Raw genomic sequence first — 14,135 nt, forward strand, 5'->3', positions numbered from 1 at the left:
CGCGTGCTTGACCACGCAGTGCCGCGCACCCGGGCTGACGCCGCCAAAGGTCACTGCCAGGAGATGATCTGTCCCCTTTCGATGATGCGCTTCCGCAGCTGATCGGTGTCGATGTCCTGAACGGCGACCTGATCCCCGATCGACATCGCCGCAGCCACGGCGGCCGATTCCGCGAGCACGCAGAAGACGGGTTCCATGCGGGTGGCCGCGTACGCGATGTGAGTCGCCGACAGGCACACGGGCACGAGCAGATTTCCGCAGTCATTTCGGTGCGGCGTGACGGCACGATACGGAACGGGGTACGGCCGGCCCGTTCCCATGTGTCCGCCGATGAACATGTCACCCTCGGTCGCCACTCCGAGCCGCCCTGTTTCGGGATCACGGTGAGGGATGCGCCGAGCGGGATACACATCCACGCCGAACAGCGCGAGCCCGATGGCATCGCAGGGGTCGGTCTGGTTCAGCACATCCGCGTGCGTGAGGGTGTACCGGCCCTTGAGCCGCCGGGACACCCTCACATAGAGCTGATGCGGCCATCCGCCGGTGTCCGGGAAGAGACTGGAGTCCAAGCCGTAGGCGGCCGTTTCCAGGCGGAACTCCTCCGGCACCTCGGGGTGGGTCGAGAGGAAATGGTGCAGACCGCGGAGGTAGTCGATGTGGTGGCGCCAGATCCGGGACCGGACGTTCCAGTCGCCGTCCTGGTAGTCGCGGCTCACGCCGAGGGGAGCGTTCGTGACGAGGGAGGCTCGCTGGTAGTTGTACTCGCCCGAGTTGAGCCATCCGGGAAAGATGTCGCGGAGACTGGCAGCGCTCTTGATGTATCGCCGGACCAGCTCGAACTGGCCGGGAGAATAGTCGTCCGGCGCGGTGATCTCGGCCTTGTGCCGCGGGTCCGTCGTCAGATAGAAGCGGAAATTGTATGCCTGCGTGTAGTCGTCCGCCGAGCCGACCGGCAGTCCGTGGTCCTCGTCGATGAGCGGGATGAGCCCACTGGTGCTGTCGCCCGGTACGACAAACGGGTCGATCGGCGTCCAGTTGGTGACTTGCCCGACACCGGCCACGTCCTCCCCGAACTCTTGGCGCGATTCGCGCCCGGTCCGATAGGGCACCCCCGCGAGAGCCATCAGATCGCCTTCATAAGAGGCGTCGATGAAAGCGGACGCCGACACGCTGAAGGTGTCTCCCGCTTCGGGCGCGGGAATCCCCCATTTGTCGGGCGGCGCGGACGCGAGCCGGATGGCGCTGATCCGGTCGCCGTGTCGCGTCACCGCAGTGACGCGGTGCTCGTAAATGACCGTGACACCGGCCTCGGCGACCCATTCCCGGAACATGCGAACGATGTCCGGAGGCCGAGTGCCGAAACGGAAGACGACCTCGCTCGTCAGACCGCCCACCGCCTCAGGAACAGGGCAGTCCTGCAGCGGTTTGATGCCCGCACCCAGCATTCCGCCCAGCCAGCGACCTGGCTCGATGAGAATGACGGATGCGCCCTCCTGATGTGCCGTGACGGCGGCGACACAGCCTGCCGGCGTTCCGCCGTACACGCAAATATCAGCTCTCATTTTTTTATCTTCTCGGGCTGCACCAGCCCTCGGAATGGCCATTCTGATCGGGGGCATGCACATTTTTCGTCTTGACGGGTATGTGGTCGTGCCGGAGCGGCCCAGTTTCAGCCTCGGTTCCGATACCTACGAGAGCTGGTCCATGCTGCTGCCGTGGACCGGAGCGTTCTGTTACGAAGTCGATGACGTGGGCGGAACCCGGCTCAGCGGTGAAGCGCGTTTCGGCGATGTGGTCATCAGCCCGCCCGGCGGCACCTTGCGGCGCGAGATGAAGGAGCCGACGTCGTTCTTCTTCGCGCGATTCCGGACCGTTCTGAAACCGCCGATCGGTGGCAGCTCGTTGCAGGACGTCGACCGGCTGCGCGCCAACCTCTCGCTGCTCGAATCACATGAAGACCTGGACGACGACATGGTCACGGCCCATGTGGTCAACGATGTGCTCATCGCCGTACACGGGAAACGCACTCATGAGGACGCCCTGGTGCGGGAGGCGACCGCCTTCATTCTGGAGAACTTCACCTCACCGGATCTCTCCCTCGGCGACCTCGCCAGGATGCTGGGCGTCAGCCCTTCGCTGCTCACGCGACGATTCCGCGACGTTCGAGGCGTCACACCGGTTGCCTACCTGCGCGGCGTCAGGTTGCGGAAAGCGCGCGAGCTGCTCGCCGGGACCGACTTCACGCTGCAGAACATCGCCGAACAGTGCGGCTATCGCAGCGCGTTCTATTTCAGCCGGGTCTTCAAGAAGAGCACGGGTCGGTCACCTTCCGGATACCGCGCGGAAGGCGGTTCTGTACGGCCCGGTCAGCACCCGCACCACCGGGATATGCAGCCCCGGCCACGGGCAACCGGCTGATGAGCGCCATCGAGTGGTGCTGGACCTCGCGCCTGGCCCCGAGGTCGCGTCCTCGGAGGAAGGCTGTTCACGGGGGCTTGCGCCTGCCGATAACTACATCCGCCCGGGTCATTGCTCTGCGAGGCTTCGCCTCAACGTACGCGAGCTCCGGTCACCCGGGAGGCGAAAGCGTGCACGGCAGGATGATTGAGGGGCCACGGAGATTCCGGACAGCCGTCTTATGGGCGTAGCCCATGCGGCTGTTTGGGGTGAAAGGGTCTCGTTGAGGACCTCGAGGGGTGTTCGGTAGCCGAGTGCCGAGTGCAGGCGCCGGTGGTTGTAGAACCCTTCGATGTAGCGGATGACCTGCCGTTTGACTTTGGTGCGGGTGGTGAAGACGAAGCGGTGCAGCCACTCGTTCTTGATCACGCTGAAGAACGACTCGGCCATCGCGTTGTCCCAGCAGACGCCGGTGCGGCCGACCGAGCGGCGGATCTGCAGGCCGGTGAGGAACCGGCCGAACTCATCACTGGTGTTGTTCGAGCCGCGGTCGCTGTGGAACACGGCGCCGCTCTGGAGCAGGCCGGTGCCGGCGGCCATCCGGATCGCGTCCTTGATCAGTTCGGTGCGGTAGTGGTCGGCCATCGCCCAGCCCAGCACCGCCTTGCTGTGGCAGTCGATTACCGTGGCCAGGTAGAGAAAGCCCTCCCAGGTGCGGATGTAGGTGACGTCGCCGACCAGCTTGGTGCCCGGCCGCTCGGCGGTGAAGTCGCGGCCGACCAGGTCGGGGATGCCGCGGTAGTCGCCCTGGACGGTGGTGGCTGGCCGAAACGCCCGCACCTGGGCCGGAACTAGGCCCTGCTGGCGCATCAGGGCGCGGACCAGTTCGGCCGAGCAGTGCTCGCCACGGCGGGCCAGGGCGGCATGCACCCGCCGGTAGCCATAAGTCTCGTGCGCCGGCGAAGATCTCGGCGACCAGGTCGGCCAGCAGCGCGCGGCGTTGTGCGGTGGCCGAGGCCGGCCGCTCGCGCCAATCGTAGAAGCCCGAGCGTGACACCTGCAGCCAGGCGCACATCTTCACGATCGAGTGACGGCCCTTCTCCGCGTCGATGAGCTCGTACTTGGCGAGCGTGTGGGTGCCGAATATTGTGTCACAGGGTTTGATCTGCGGTTTTGCTGTGCTCGTTGGTTCGGCTTCGGCAGGATCACAGCATGGTTCTGCGGCTGTTGTACTTGATCGTTTTGCGGGTATTCGGCTGGATCGCGCTGCTCGTCCGATCGCAGGCGTCCAAGGACGCGGAGATCTTGGTGTTGCGACATCAGTTGGCCGTGCTCCGGCGCCAGGTGGCCGCTCCCCGGCCGTCGTGGGCGGACCGGGCCATCATTTCCGCGCTTGCGCGGCTCCTGTCCCGACGCCGCCGATGTCACCTGTTCGTCACCCCGCGCACGCTCCTGCGCTGGCACGCCGAGCTGGTGAAGCGACGCTGGACCTACGCCAGGCACGGGCCGGGACGGCCACCGATCCGACCCACGCTTCGCGCTCTGGTGCTGCGCTTGGCCGCCGAGAATCCGGGTTGGGGATATCGGCAGCATCGCTGGGAAGATCGCTTCTGACCTGCGACTTCTTTACCGTGGAGACGGTCATGCTCGCGCGGCTGTATTGCTTTGCCGTGGTCGAGCACGCCACGCGGCGGGTGCACGTGCTGGGGGTCACGGCGAACCCGACCGCTGGCTGGGTCGCTCAGCAAGCCCGGAACCTGATGCTCGACCTGGGCGATCGGATCGGCGACTTCCGATTCTTGATCAGAGACCGGGACGGCAAGTTCACCGCTCTGTTCGATGAGGTGTTCACGAGCGAGGGCATCCGCGTGGTGCTCACCGCGCCACAGGCTCGGGGCAGGGGAACCTGCTGCGGGAGTTCGGGATGCCATTCACGCCGCAATGGGAACGCCCGGCCGCCACGGCGATCGACTCGCTGAACCGGCACTGCGATCCCGGCGCGATCATCGGGGTCGGGGTGAGCTTCGGCGGCCACCTGCTGGCCCGGGCGGCCGCGATGGAGAACCGCTACGACGCGATCGTGCTGCTCGACTACTTCCCCGGCATGTTACGAGCCTTCGCCCACAAGATGCTCCGGCTGCTGCGCGGTCGGATCGACACCATGCCCGCCTGGCTTCAGTTGCTGATCAGGCTAAACGCACGTTATGACGCCGAGCTGCGCTGGGCGCTCGGCAACGCGCTGTGGACGTTCGGAGTGACCACTCTTCCCGACCTCATCGCAGAGATCGGCAGATACGACGACGGCCAGTGGGCGGACACCATTGAAGCCGATGTCCTGATCCTGCTGGGCGAGGACGAGCACGTCTTCGACAACCGCCTTGCCCACGACTTCGCCCGCCGGCTGACCAGCGCGCGCTCGGTCCGGGTGCACGAGTTCCCCGGAGCCGAAGGCGGAGGCCTGCATTGCCAGAACGGCGCCGTCCACCTCGCCCACGAGGTCATCTTCGACTGGGTGTCCACCATCAAGGGAGCAGGCCGATGAGCGAGCCGATCAAGCACAGGCGGATCGTGGTGCGGCGCTTCGGCAATGCCGGGGTGCTGAGACAGGCCGATGCGGTCACCTCCGCCCCTGGGCGGGGCCAGGTCCGCATCAGGGTTCTGGCCGCGGCGGTCGGCTACACCGACGTGATGGCGCGCAAGGGCGAGTACATCTTCCAGCGCGGGCTGCCGTTCACGCCCGGGTACGAGGTCGTGGGCGAGGTGGTCAACCACCACGCGGAGCCGGTGCCGCCCTGGCTGGTGCCCGGTGCCCGTGTCGCCGCGGGCCTGACCAGGATGGGCGGCTACACGGAATACGCCAACCTGCCCGTCCGGCTGCTGGCCCCCGTACCGGATGGCCTCGACACCCTGGCGGCGGCCGCCCTCCCACTGGACTACCTGACCGCGCTGAGCCTCCTTGACCGCCACGGCCGGGCCCGCCCGGGCGACACCGTGCTCATCCGCGGCGCGACCGGCGGCGTGGGTGACGCGCTGTGCCAACTCGGCGCTCACCGGGGCCTGGTCATGTACGGCACCGCCTCCGAGCGCAGCCTGCACCGACTGCACGACTACGACATCGTGCCCATCGACTACCGCCGCCAGGACGTCGCCCAGGTCGTACGCGCCAAGCACCCCGAAGGCGTCCGGATCGTCTGCGACCACCTCGGCGGCGCCAGCATGCGCGCCAACCATCGCCTCCTGGCGCCGGGCGGTGTGCTGGTCAGTTGCGCCTTCATGGGCCGGCCAGGACATGTGCTGGCCGGCACTGTCCGCGGCGCGCTGCACAACAGAATGCTGAACCTGCTGCCTGGCAAGCGCACGGCCCTCTGCACGCTGCCCCGGGAGATCGCCGCGGACCCGTCCCAGCACCAAGCATTACTCACGCACCTCTTCGAGCTCGCACTGGGGCGTCACATCCGGCCACGAATCGGGGCCTGCTTCCCGCTCTCCGAGGCCGCCGAGGCACACCGCGCTCTGGAACGACGGGACGTCCACGGAAAGATCATCCTCACCACGTTCTGACCCCGGTTGCCACAGCGCTGAACACACGTTTACTATAGTAAACGTGTGTTCAGCCACTTCGGCGGATCTGACCGCCCAGGCCAAGATCCGTAACGCCGCCATCGCGCACTTCGCCCGCGATGGCTTCCAGAAGACGAACCTGCGCGCCATCGCGGCCACCGCGGGGGTGAGCGCCGCCCTGGTCATCCGGCACTTCGGCAGCAAGGACAACCTGCGGAGCGTCTGCGACGAGCACGTCCTGCAGATCCTGGTGCGGAGGGCCCGGACCGTGGCCGACCTGGTCGGCGTGCGGGATCTGTCCCAGGAATATCTGTCGGACTCGGAAGAGTACCGCCTCCATGTGCAGTACATGGTGCGCGCGATCGAGGAGGACTCCTCCGCGGCCACCACGTTCGTCAACAGGCTGGTGGAGGAGACCGAGCAGCTCTTCCGGGACGGGATCGCCGGCGGCTCGATGCGCCAGTCCTCCGACGTGCGGGCGCTGGCCGTGCTCACCGTGCTGGTGAGCCTGGCCACCCTGACCATGGCGCCGCCCCTGACCCGCGCGCTCGGCTTCGAGCGGATGGGCCCCGACGTGCTGCAACGCATCGGGCTGCCCATGCTCGAGATCTACACCCACGGCTTGTACGCCGACGACACCATGCTCAAAGCCGCCCAGGCCGCCTGGGAGGCCCAGCGGGGAGACGATCTCTAGCCCTCTCCTCATCACCACATAAGGACACCCATGATGACTGAGACCGATGCCATCTCCATGGCCGGATTGGTCAAGTCGTTCGGCCCGGCACGGGCACTGGACGGCCTCGACCTCGTCGTACGGACTGGCGAGGTGCACGGCTTCCTCGGGCCCAACGGCGCGGGCAAGAGCACCACGATCCGGATCCTGCTGGGCCTGATGCGCCTCGACGCGGGCACCGCCCGGCTGCTCGGCGGCGACCCCTGGACACAGACCGCTGAGCTGCACCGCCGCCTGGCGTACGTGCCCGGCGACGTCACCCTGTGGCCCAACCTGTCCGGTGGCGAGGCCATCGACCTGCTCGGCCGGCTGCGCGGCAGCCTCGACAGGCGGCGCCGGGACGAGCTGATCGAACGCTTCGACCTCGACCCGCGCAAGAAGGGCCGCACCTACTCCAAAGGCAACCGGCAGAAGGTGGCCCTGGTCGCCGCGCTGGCCTCCGAGGCCGAGCTGCTCATCCTCGACGAACCCACCTCCGGCCTGGACCCGCTGATGGAGGAGGTCTTCCGGCAGACGATCCAGGAGGTGCGGCGCGCGGGTGACCGTACGGTGCTGCTGTCCAGCCACATCCTCTCCGAGGTCGAGGCACTCTGCGACCGGATCACGATCATCCGCGACGGCCGTACCGTCGAGACCGGCACCATGGCCGAGCTGCGGCACCTCACCCGCACCTCCATCGACGCCGAGCTGGCCGCCCCACCGGACGGGCTGGCCGGCCTGCCGGGCGTGCACGGCCTGCGCGCCGACGGCGGCCGGGTACGCTTCAGCGTCGACGCCGCCGCGCTGGACCTCGCACTTCGCCACCTCACCAAGGTCGGCGTGCGCAGCCTGGTCAGCCGGCCTCCGACGCTGGAGGAACTGTTCCTGCGGCACTACGACCGCGCGACCGTGAACGTCAAGGGCCGGCACACGGAGGCAGGACGATGAACGCGTTCGCCGGCACGGGAAAGCTCATCCGCCTGGTGCTGCGGCGCGATCGTGTGCTGCTGCCGCTGTGGGTGGCCTTCATCTGCATGATCCCGGTGGTGTTCGTCGGCGCCTTCACCGGCGCGTACCCCACGGCCGAGGCCCGCCAGCACTACTACGAGACCAGCGTCCACACCAGGGCCTTCACCATCGCCTACGGCGTGCTGAACGGATCCAGCCTCGGCGAGCTCGTCGCCTGGCGGTCGGGATTCGTCACGTTCATGGTCGCGCTGTTCGCCCTGCTCACGGTCATCCGGCATACGCGTACGGAAGAGGCGGCCGGGCGGCGCGAACTGGTCGGGGCCACAGCGGTGTCCCGCCACGCCGACCTGGCCGCCACCCTGATCGTCACCTGCGGGGCCGCTCTCGTCCTGGGCATAGCCTCGGCGGTGGCGCTGATCGGCCAGGGCCTGCCCGCCGCCGGCTCCCTGGCGCTCGGACTCGGGTTCACGGTGGCCGCCTGCGCGTTCGCCTCGATCGGCGCGGTGGCGGCGCAGCTCACGACCAGCGCGGGAGGCGCGCGCGCCATCGGGATCAGCACGCTCGGCGCCGCGATCCTGCTGCGCGGCGTCGGCGACGTCGCCGCGCAGTCCGGTGACGGACCCGCCTGGGTGTCCTGGATGACGCCGCTCGGCTGGGCGGAGGCACTGCGGTCCTACAGCGGCGAACGCTGGTGGGTGCTCGCGCTCGCGGCCGGCGCCGTGCTGGCGCTGGTCCTGGTGGCCGTGGCGCTGTCGGAGCGGCGCGACCTCGGCGCCGGCATGTTCCAGGCCCGCCTGGGCCCGGCCGCCGCCGGACCCCGCCTGCGCAGCCCGCTGGCGCTGGCCTGGCGGCTGCACCGGGGGCCGCTGATCAGCAGGCTCGCCGGACTCGCCCTGGTCGGGCTCGTGGTCGGCGCGATGTCGGCGAGCCTTGGGACGCTGATGGACAACAGCGGCGCCGCGGCCCGAGAGGCGCTGGCCCGGCTCGGCGGTCCCGGCACGCTCGTCGACCAGTTCCTCGCCCCCATGATGACCATGCTCGGCCTGGTCAGCGCCTGCTTCGCCATCCAGGCCGCGCTGCTGCTCAGGAACGAAGAGCGCGACGGGCGGGCCGAGCCCCTGCTGGCCACCCCGGTGCGCCGGCTGCGCTGGGCGGGCAGCCACTTCGCGTTCATACTGCTCGGCCCAGTGCTCGGGTTGATCGCCTTCGGGACGGCCGCCGGTCTGGCGCACGGACTCAACACCGGCGACGTCGCCCGTGAGCTATCCCGCCTCCTGGCCGCCGCTCTCGTGCAACTCCCTGTGGTGTGGGTGTTCACCGGAGTCGCGTTCGCCCTGTTCGGGCTGCTGCCCCGGCTGGTTGCCGGCACGTTCGCGGTGGCCATGGTGAGCATGTTGTTCGGCTGGGTCGGCCTGGAGTTGCAGCTCGACCAGTGGGTCATCGACCTGTCGGTCTTCGAGCACGTACCGAAACTCCCCGGCGGGGTCATGACGGCCACGCCACTGATCGTCATGACCGTCGTCGCGGCGGCCCTCGTCGCGGCCGGCCTGGCCGGATTCACCCGACGCGACATGCCCACCACCTGAGCCTGGAGGACATCATGGGAGTGGCTCTTCCTACCCTGACCCCGCTGCAGGAAACCCTGTGGGTGACGCTGTGCGGCCGGGCGCTCGACAGCCGCCTGCCACGCCCCATACTCGGCGACCGCATGGCCTACGAGATCATCCACAAGACCGGCTACGATCACCGCAAACTCCGCTGGAGCGCGGCCTCGGCCATCGACGTCGCCCAGCGCGCCAAGAAGCTGGACGAGGTGGCCCAGCAGTTCATGGCCCGCCACCCCGACGCGATCGGCATCGATCTGGGAGCCGGCCTCGACACCCGGGCCCTCCGCATCGACCCGCCGCCCACAGCGGACTGGTACGACGTCGACTTCCCCGAAGTCGTGGACGCCCGGCACCGGGTCATCCCCGATCGGCCGCACACGCACAGGATCGGCGCGGACCTGACCGAGCCCGGCTGGCTGGAGGCGCTCCCCGCCGACCGCCCCGCCGTGATCGTCGCCGACGGCGTGCTGCCCTTCCTCTCCCAGGAAGAGATGATCACGCTGCTGGACCGTCTCACCAGCCACTTTCCCAGTGGGGAGATAGCGTTCAACGTCTACACCAGATTCACCGTCTGGGCAGCGAAACACTACTCCGGCAGCCGGTTCCTGGTCCCGCTCTTCAAGTCCCCCGGCTTCGACCGCCTCGACCCCGTACGGTGGAACCCGCGACTGACCTTGATCCGGCACATCCTGCTCACTCGGGAGCCCGAGGTCGACCAGTTCCCTCCGGCCCTGCGCCTGTGGACCCGACTGTCGGCGCTCAGCGCGGCCTTCTCCAGGCTGGGCACCACGGTCGCGCACTACCGTTTCTGACGATTCCGGTCGGCGACTCACGCCGGGCCGGGCAGGTCCATCGCCGCCAGCCGGGCCGGGTCGACCAGGGCCGCGATGCCCGTGATCCGTCCGTCGGCGACGATGAATATGAGGACCGACAGTGAAGTGCCGTCCTCGCGCCAGGAGAGCATCCCGGGCAGGCCGTTGGCCAGCACCGCCCGCCCGCGTGGCCGAGCCGGCGAACAGCTGCGCGCGGCCTGCGATCTCGGTGACGCCGAGGGCGACGACCACGCCGCCGAGGGTGTCGACGGTCAGCTTCACCTCGGGGTCGAGCACGCGCAACCGCGCGGTGGCTCGACCGAGCACAACGGCACAGCGAACGCGCCGAGCTACCGACACCGGCCGCCACCCGCCCGGTGCCGGTTCGCCTCGTCACCGGCGAATTCGATCCGCTGATCGACGCCACCCTCGACGCCCGGGTGACCGTCATCCCCGGAACCGGCCACCATCCACAGCTCACCCATCCGGCCCACGTGGCCGCCGTCGCAAAAGCAAACGTCCCGATCTGCTGATCCCAAAAGCTGGGGAGAACCTCGCGATCGAGATTGTGGATGCTGCGCGGGTGTGTCCAGTTTTCGGCTCTGTCTCCTATCCGGTGGTGACGGAGCGTTAGCCCAAGAGGATGCGGTGGCGGAGTAGCGCGAAGCCGGCTCGGCCGTGCATCTGGCGCATGATGCGTTTGGTCTTGGTGTTCACTCCTTCGGTGCCGCCGTTGTGGAGGGGCAGGGTGACGGCGGCGCGGACGGCGTCGCGGTCCTGGTCGAGACCACGAGTGAAAGCGTGTAGGTGAGGCAGGTCGGCGGCGCGGGCGCCGGCGATCCAGGCGTCGAGATGGTCGGCGTTGTCTTCACGTGGCCGCAGGAGGTCGGCGAAGCCGCGGATGAGCCCGGCTAGGTCGGTCATCTCGGGGCAGGCAGCGGTGAGGTCGTCCAGCAAGCGCCGGTGCTCATCCTTGAGGTGATGGGGGTGGGTGAGCAGGAGCCGGGCAACGCGGCGAGGCGAGATGGGCAGCCGGTCGGCTTCGACTCGCCCTTGGGTGATGTAGCGGTAGAGCAGGTTGAAGCTGCCTGGGTAGCCGAGGGCTTTGATCTCGTTGAACAGGTGCAGGATGGGCATGGCGGGGTCTTCGGCGCGGCGGCGGCGCAGGTGGTCGCGGTAGGGGTCGACGAGGGTGGGCCGGTAGGCGGGGGCGCGTTGCAGGCGCATCGGTTCGGGCACGCGGGCGTAGCGTTTGACGGTGTTGAGGCTCAGGTTCAGGCGGCGGGCGCATTCCAGCAGGCCGACGCCCTTGCCGAGCAGGTCGTGGACGTGGTGCCGGCGTTCGCGGGTGGTCTGTGCGCGCTTGCCGTCGGTGATCGGCGGGCCGGCTTTGGCCCAGCAGGCGCTGTGGGCGGCCACCTCTTTCCGTACGGCCTCGCCGACGTTGTGCCACAGGTGCCAGCGGTCAGTGACCTGGACGGCGTGGGGCAGAGCCCGGCGGATCGCTTCGGCGTAGGCGCCTGAGCCGTCCCGGCAGACCACCCGCACCCCGGGGTGAGCGCGCAGCCGGGCCTCGAGCACGTCGGCGGTGCGGCCGGGCAGCACGTCGATGCGCCGGCGGGTCTCGGCGTCGATGAGCACGGTGGCGTAACGCTGCCGCCGGCGCAGCGCGAAGTCGTCCACCCCCAGCACTCGAGGCACCGGTAACCGCGGCAGCGGCAAACGCAGCAGCAGGCGCAGCGCGGTATGCCGCGATAAGCGCACGGCCGGCGCGGCCGGCACCCGTGCACCGGCGCGGCCGGCCAGCTCACGCACCACCGCGCCGATCTGCGTACTCAGGCGGGACGTGCGGCGCTGGTAGCGTTCCAGCACCCCAGGCACCTGTTCGCGGAAGGTCTGCGGGCAGCCGCGGGTCGGACAGGCCAGGCGGCGGACGCGCACCATCATCAGTACCCGGCGTCCGCCGATAGGGACGTCGGCCACGCACCGCTGGTGATAGCCGTGCACGCGCCCTGTCGCGGCCCCGCAGCCCGGACAAGCGACCGAACCGCCCGGAGTCCGCGCACGGATGCGGATCTGCTCGCCCTCGTCCGTGACGTCCTCAACAAGGAGCGGCGATAGCCCCGAGAACACCACCCGCACAAGCTCGCCACTGTCAATCACAACTCAGCGTGACACTCCTGCACCTTCCGTCACCACCGAATCTGCGACAGAGCCCCTACAGGGATCCCCCCGCCCGAAGGGGAAGCGGGCCAGGGCCACGGATACCAGATCGTTCGTCCAGTAGGGCGCTCCATCTGGTATCCGTGGCCCTGGCCCGCTCGGCTTGTCCCGGGTCGATGGCGGGCGGGATGATCAGGCTTCCACTTCAGCCGCTTACTACCTGGGGCCTGTCGCGATCATCTCGGAGTCTGAGGCCCCCGCCGGAGACATTGCCCGGGAAGATTGCGGAGTCTCTGGATGGCTCATGCGGTGTATGTGATGATTGCTGCCGATGAACGGTAAACGCATCATTGGGGGCGTCCGGCTAGATCGGAAGCTGGGTGAGGGCGGTTTTGGAACCGTCTATCTCGGCGTCGATTTATCCGGTCGCAAGGTGGCCATCAAGGTGCTCCGCGCGGAGTTGGCCGCAGACCCCGACCATCGCGAACGCTTCTTGAAGGAGGCCGAGGCTGCCCGCAAGGTCGCCTCGTTCTGCACGGCGCGGGTCTTGAACGCAGGCATCGACGACGGTGTGCCCTATATTGCGAGCGAGTACATCGAAGGTCCGACTCTGGCTCAGGCGGTGCGCGAGCAAGGGCCGCGTATCGGCGGCGCTCTGGAGAGGTTGGCGCTCAACACGGTTGTCGCGCTGGTGGCCATCCATGAGGCGGAGCTCATCCATCGAGACCTCAAACCGGGCAACATCATCCTTGGTCAGGACGGCCCATGCGTGATTGACTTCGGCATCGCTAAGGACTCGGGCTCAGTCACAACAACCAGCGCACATTGGGGTTCGACTGCGTTCATGTCTCCCGAGCAGTTGGATGGTCGGGGTCTCGGCACTCATTCGGACATGTTCAGTTGGGCACTGATGATGCACTTCGCCGCCACCGGCGATGTGGCATTTCCCAACAGTCGCCAAGTGCCGCCCGCTTTCACAATTGCCAAGTATCGGCAGCTGCCTGATCTGGGGATGTTCACCGAGCCGCTGCACTCCTTAATCCTGGCGTGCCTGAATCGCACCCCTGAGGAGAGGCCCTCAGCGGCTACGGTGGAGCAGGGATTGCGCCGCCAGGCGGGCGCGGTACTCGAGACAAGGGTCGTTGAACGAGGGCATAAGGGTGCCGAGGTCCTGGAGACAGATTTGATGCTTATGAAGGAGTCCTGGCGTGGGGCTCGGCCTGGGGAATCGGGTCAAGACTTTGCCACTCCTCCTGATGAGGGACTACCTGAGCCTGCCCAGACCGTCGGGCCCGGATCCGTCGTCGTCTTCGTAGTGATTCTCATGATTATTGTCGCCATGGCCATGTTGTTGGGTCTTCGAAGTTAGTTAGGGATTCCCTGGGGTCGAGACCGAACGAGCTGCAAGGTCCACGGCCCCAGACCTGCTTCTCAGCGGCATGTCCAGCTGTGAGTGGGGCTCCGGTGCAGATGACCTCCCCGGTCAAGTTCGAGGAGACTCATGCATGGGTCTCCGGCCTTCATGATTCAGCGGCCCGAGCACGGGCGCGCGCGAGAACGGCCCCCAGGCCGCACGCGCAGCGTGCGGGCCGAGCGCAGGGCCTCGACACGGACGTATGACGTGGAATACCGGGCGACGGTCGCGCAATGCGGCTGGCCGAACTCCTCAACGCCTGGCCTCACCTCACGCTCGGCCGAAATTCTGAACAACCCGCCACCGGTTCCTATGACAGCCTGCTCCCGGAAGAGGAGGAGAGCAGGTGAAGGTCGCCGTGGCCGGCGTCACCTTCTTGCTGCTCGTCGTCGTGGCCTTCATCGCAGCAGTCACCAGCGTTCGGTCGCGTCCTCGGAGCGGTGTAAAAGGCTCGACGAGGTAGGTGCCGTGGGTGGATCTTAGGCGGCTTCGGTGGCGGG

15 protein-coding genes are annotated in these 14,135 nt (G+C 68.0%); 11 read left to right on the plus strand and 4 right to left on the minus strand.

Annotated elements, in window-relative coordinates:
* Positions 1-50: 50 nt before the first annotated feature.
* On the minus strand, positions 51-1,562 hold the full coding sequence (locus ABFX54_RS08895) for an FAD-dependent oxidoreductase (protein WP_346103063.1): 1,512 nt from the start codon (positions 1,560-1,562) through the stop codon (positions 51-53).
* Between the two features lie 34 nt (positions 1,563-1,596).
* Between ABFX54_RS08895 and ABFX54_RS08900 the strand changes: the two genes are divergently transcribed.
* Entirely contained in the window at positions 1,597-2,418 is an 822-nt protein-coding gene (locus tag ABFX54_RS08900; RefSeq protein WP_346103064.1) for a helix-turn-helix domain-containing protein, read from the plus strand.
* Positions 2,419-2,526: 108 nt separating this feature from the next.
* Here the strand turns inward: ABFX54_RS08900 and ABFX54_RS08905 are convergent, their stop codons facing one another.
* On the minus strand, positions 2,527-3,432 hold the full coding sequence (locus ABFX54_RS08905) for an IS3 family transposase (RefSeq protein WP_346103086.1): 906 nt from the start codon (positions 3,430-3,432) through the stop codon (positions 2,527-2,529).
* 177 nt (positions 3,433-3,609) lie between these two features.
* Between ABFX54_RS08905 and ABFX54_RS08910 the strand changes: the two genes are divergently transcribed.
* The 8 genes from ABFX54_RS08910 to ABFX54_RS08945 are packed head-to-tail and all read left to right on the plus strand — an operon-like array spanning position 3,610 to position 10,058.
* Positions 3,610-4,011, plus strand: a complete 402-nt coding sequence (locus ABFX54_RS08910; RefSeq protein WP_346103066.1) for a hypothetical protein — start codon at positions 3,610-3,612, stop codon at positions 4,009-4,011.
* 29 nt (positions 4,012-4,040) lie between these two features.
* Positions 4,041-4,376 carry a hypothetical protein gene (locus tag ABFX54_RS08915; RefSeq protein WP_346103068.1) on the plus strand — a complete coding sequence of 112 codons (336 nt, stop codon included), beginning with the start codon at positions 4,041-4,043 and terminating at the stop codon, positions 4,374-4,376.
* On the plus strand, positions 4,322-4,939 hold the full coding sequence (locus ABFX54_RS08920) for an alpha/beta fold hydrolase (RefSeq protein WP_346103070.1): 618 nt from the start codon (positions 4,322-4,324) through the stop codon (positions 4,937-4,939). The genes ABFX54_RS08915 and ABFX54_RS08920 overlap by 55 nt, the downstream gene beginning before the upstream one ends.
* Positions 4,936-5,958, plus strand: coding sequence for a quinone oxidoreductase family protein (locus ABFX54_RS08925; RefSeq protein WP_346103072.1), 1,023 nt, complete (start codon positions 4,936-4,938; stop codon positions 5,956-5,958). Before ABFX54_RS08920 ends, ABFX54_RS08925 begins: the two co-directional genes overlap by 4 nt.
* Positions 5,959-6,001: 43 nt before the next feature.
* On the plus strand, positions 6,002-6,652 hold the full coding sequence (locus ABFX54_RS08930) for a TetR/AcrR family transcriptional regulator (RefSeq protein WP_346103074.1): 651 nt from the start codon (positions 6,002-6,004) through the stop codon (positions 6,650-6,652).
* 30 nt (positions 6,653-6,682) lie between these two features.
* Positions 6,683-7,618, plus strand: a complete 936-nt coding sequence (locus ABFX54_RS08935; protein WP_428834512.1) for an ABC transporter ATP-binding protein — start codon at positions 6,683-6,685, stop codon at positions 7,616-7,618.
* Positions 7,615-9,225, plus strand: a complete 1,611-nt coding sequence (locus ABFX54_RS08940; RefSeq protein WP_346103076.1) for an ABC transporter permease — start codon at positions 7,615-7,617, stop codon at positions 9,223-9,225. The genes ABFX54_RS08935 and ABFX54_RS08940 overlap by 4 nt, the downstream gene beginning before the upstream one ends.
* 20 nt (positions 9,226-9,245) lie before the next feature.
* Positions 9,246-10,058, plus strand: coding sequence for a class I SAM-dependent methyltransferase (locus ABFX54_RS08945; RefSeq protein ID WP_346103078.1), 813 nt, complete (start codon positions 9,246-9,248; stop codon positions 10,056-10,058).
* Positions 10,059-10,075: 17 nt separating this feature from the next.
* Here the strand turns inward: ABFX54_RS08945 and ABFX54_RS08950 are convergent, their stop codons facing one another.
* The gene (locus ABFX54_RS08950; RefSeq protein ID WP_346103080.1) at positions 10,076-10,234 is read right to left on the minus strand and encodes a hypothetical protein; all 159 of its coding nucleotides are present in this window, start codon (positions 10,232-10,234) and stop codon (positions 10,076-10,078) included.
* Positions 10,235-10,435: 201 nt separating this feature from the next.
* Here ABFX54_RS08950 and ABFX54_RS08955 point away from each other — a divergent pair, with 201 nt between their 5' ends.
* Positions 10,436-10,591: an alpha/beta fold hydrolase gene (locus ABFX54_RS08955; protein WP_185067641.1), complete on the plus strand. Its 156-nt coding sequence runs from the start codon at positions 10,436-10,438 to the stop codon at positions 10,589-10,591.
* A gap of 97 nt (positions 10,592-10,688) precedes the next feature.
* Here the strand turns inward: ABFX54_RS08955 and ABFX54_RS08960 are convergent, their stop codons facing one another.
* Complete coding sequence (locus tag ABFX54_RS08960) at positions 10,689-12,221, minus strand: ISL3 family transposase (protein WP_428834513.1); 1,533 nt, start codon at positions 12,219-12,221, stop codon at positions 10,689-10,691.
* 331 nt (positions 12,222-12,552) lie between these two features.
* Here ABFX54_RS08960 and ABFX54_RS08965 point away from each other — a divergent pair, with 331 nt between their 5' ends.
* A complete protein-coding gene (locus ABFX54_RS08965; RefSeq protein WP_346103082.1) occupies positions 12,553-13,590 on the plus strand; it encodes a serine/threonine-protein kinase in 1,038 nt (345 codons plus the stop codon).
* Positions 13,591-14,135: the final 545 nt, after the last annotated feature.

The organism is Nonomuraea maheshkhaliensis, from assembly GCF_039529435.1.
Lineage (GTDB): Bacteria > Actinomycetota > Actinomycetes > Streptosporangiales > Streptosporangiaceae > Nonomuraea > Nonomuraea maheshkhaliensis.

What these genes read in the sequence shown, in the direction of transcription:
- ABFX54_RS08940 (WP_346103076.1), top strand. Translation starts at nt 7,615, where the DNA reads ATGAACGCGTTCGCCGGCACGGGAAAGCTCATCCGCCTGGTGCTGCGG.
- ABFX54_RS08925 (WP_346103072.1), top strand. Translation starts at nt 4,936, where the DNA reads ATGAGCGAGCCGATCAAGCACAGGCGGATCGTGGTGCGGCGCTTCGGC.
- ABFX54_RS08900 (WP_346103064.1), top strand. Translation starts at nt 1,597, where the DNA reads ATGGCCATTCTGATCGGGGGCATGCACATTTTTCGTCTTGACGGGTAT.
- ABFX54_RS08910 (WP_346103066.1), top strand. Translation starts at nt 3,610, where the DNA reads ATGGTTCTGCGGCTGTTGTACTTGATCGTTTTGCGGGTATTCGGCTGG.
- ABFX54_RS08965 (WP_346103082.1), top strand. Translation starts at nt 12,553, where the DNA reads ATGAACGGTAAACGCATCATTGGGGGCGTCCGGCTAGATCGGAAGCTG.
- ABFX54_RS08935 (WP_428834512.1), top strand. Translation starts at nt 6,683, where the DNA reads ATGATGACTGAGACCGATGCCATCTCCATGGCCGGATTGGTCAAGTCG.
- ABFX54_RS08895 (WP_346103063.1), bottom strand. Translation starts at nt 1,562, where the DNA reads ATGAGAGCTGATATTTGCGTGTACGGCGGAACGCCGGCAGGCTGTGTC.
- ABFX54_RS08920 (WP_346103070.1), top strand. Translation starts at nt 4,322, where the DNA reads ATGCCATTCACGCCGCAATGGGAACGCCCGGCCGCCACGGCGATCGAC.
- ABFX54_RS08915 (WP_346103068.1), top strand. Translation starts at nt 4,041, where the DNA reads ATGCTCGCGCGGCTGTATTGCTTTGCCGTGGTCGAGCACGCCACGCGG.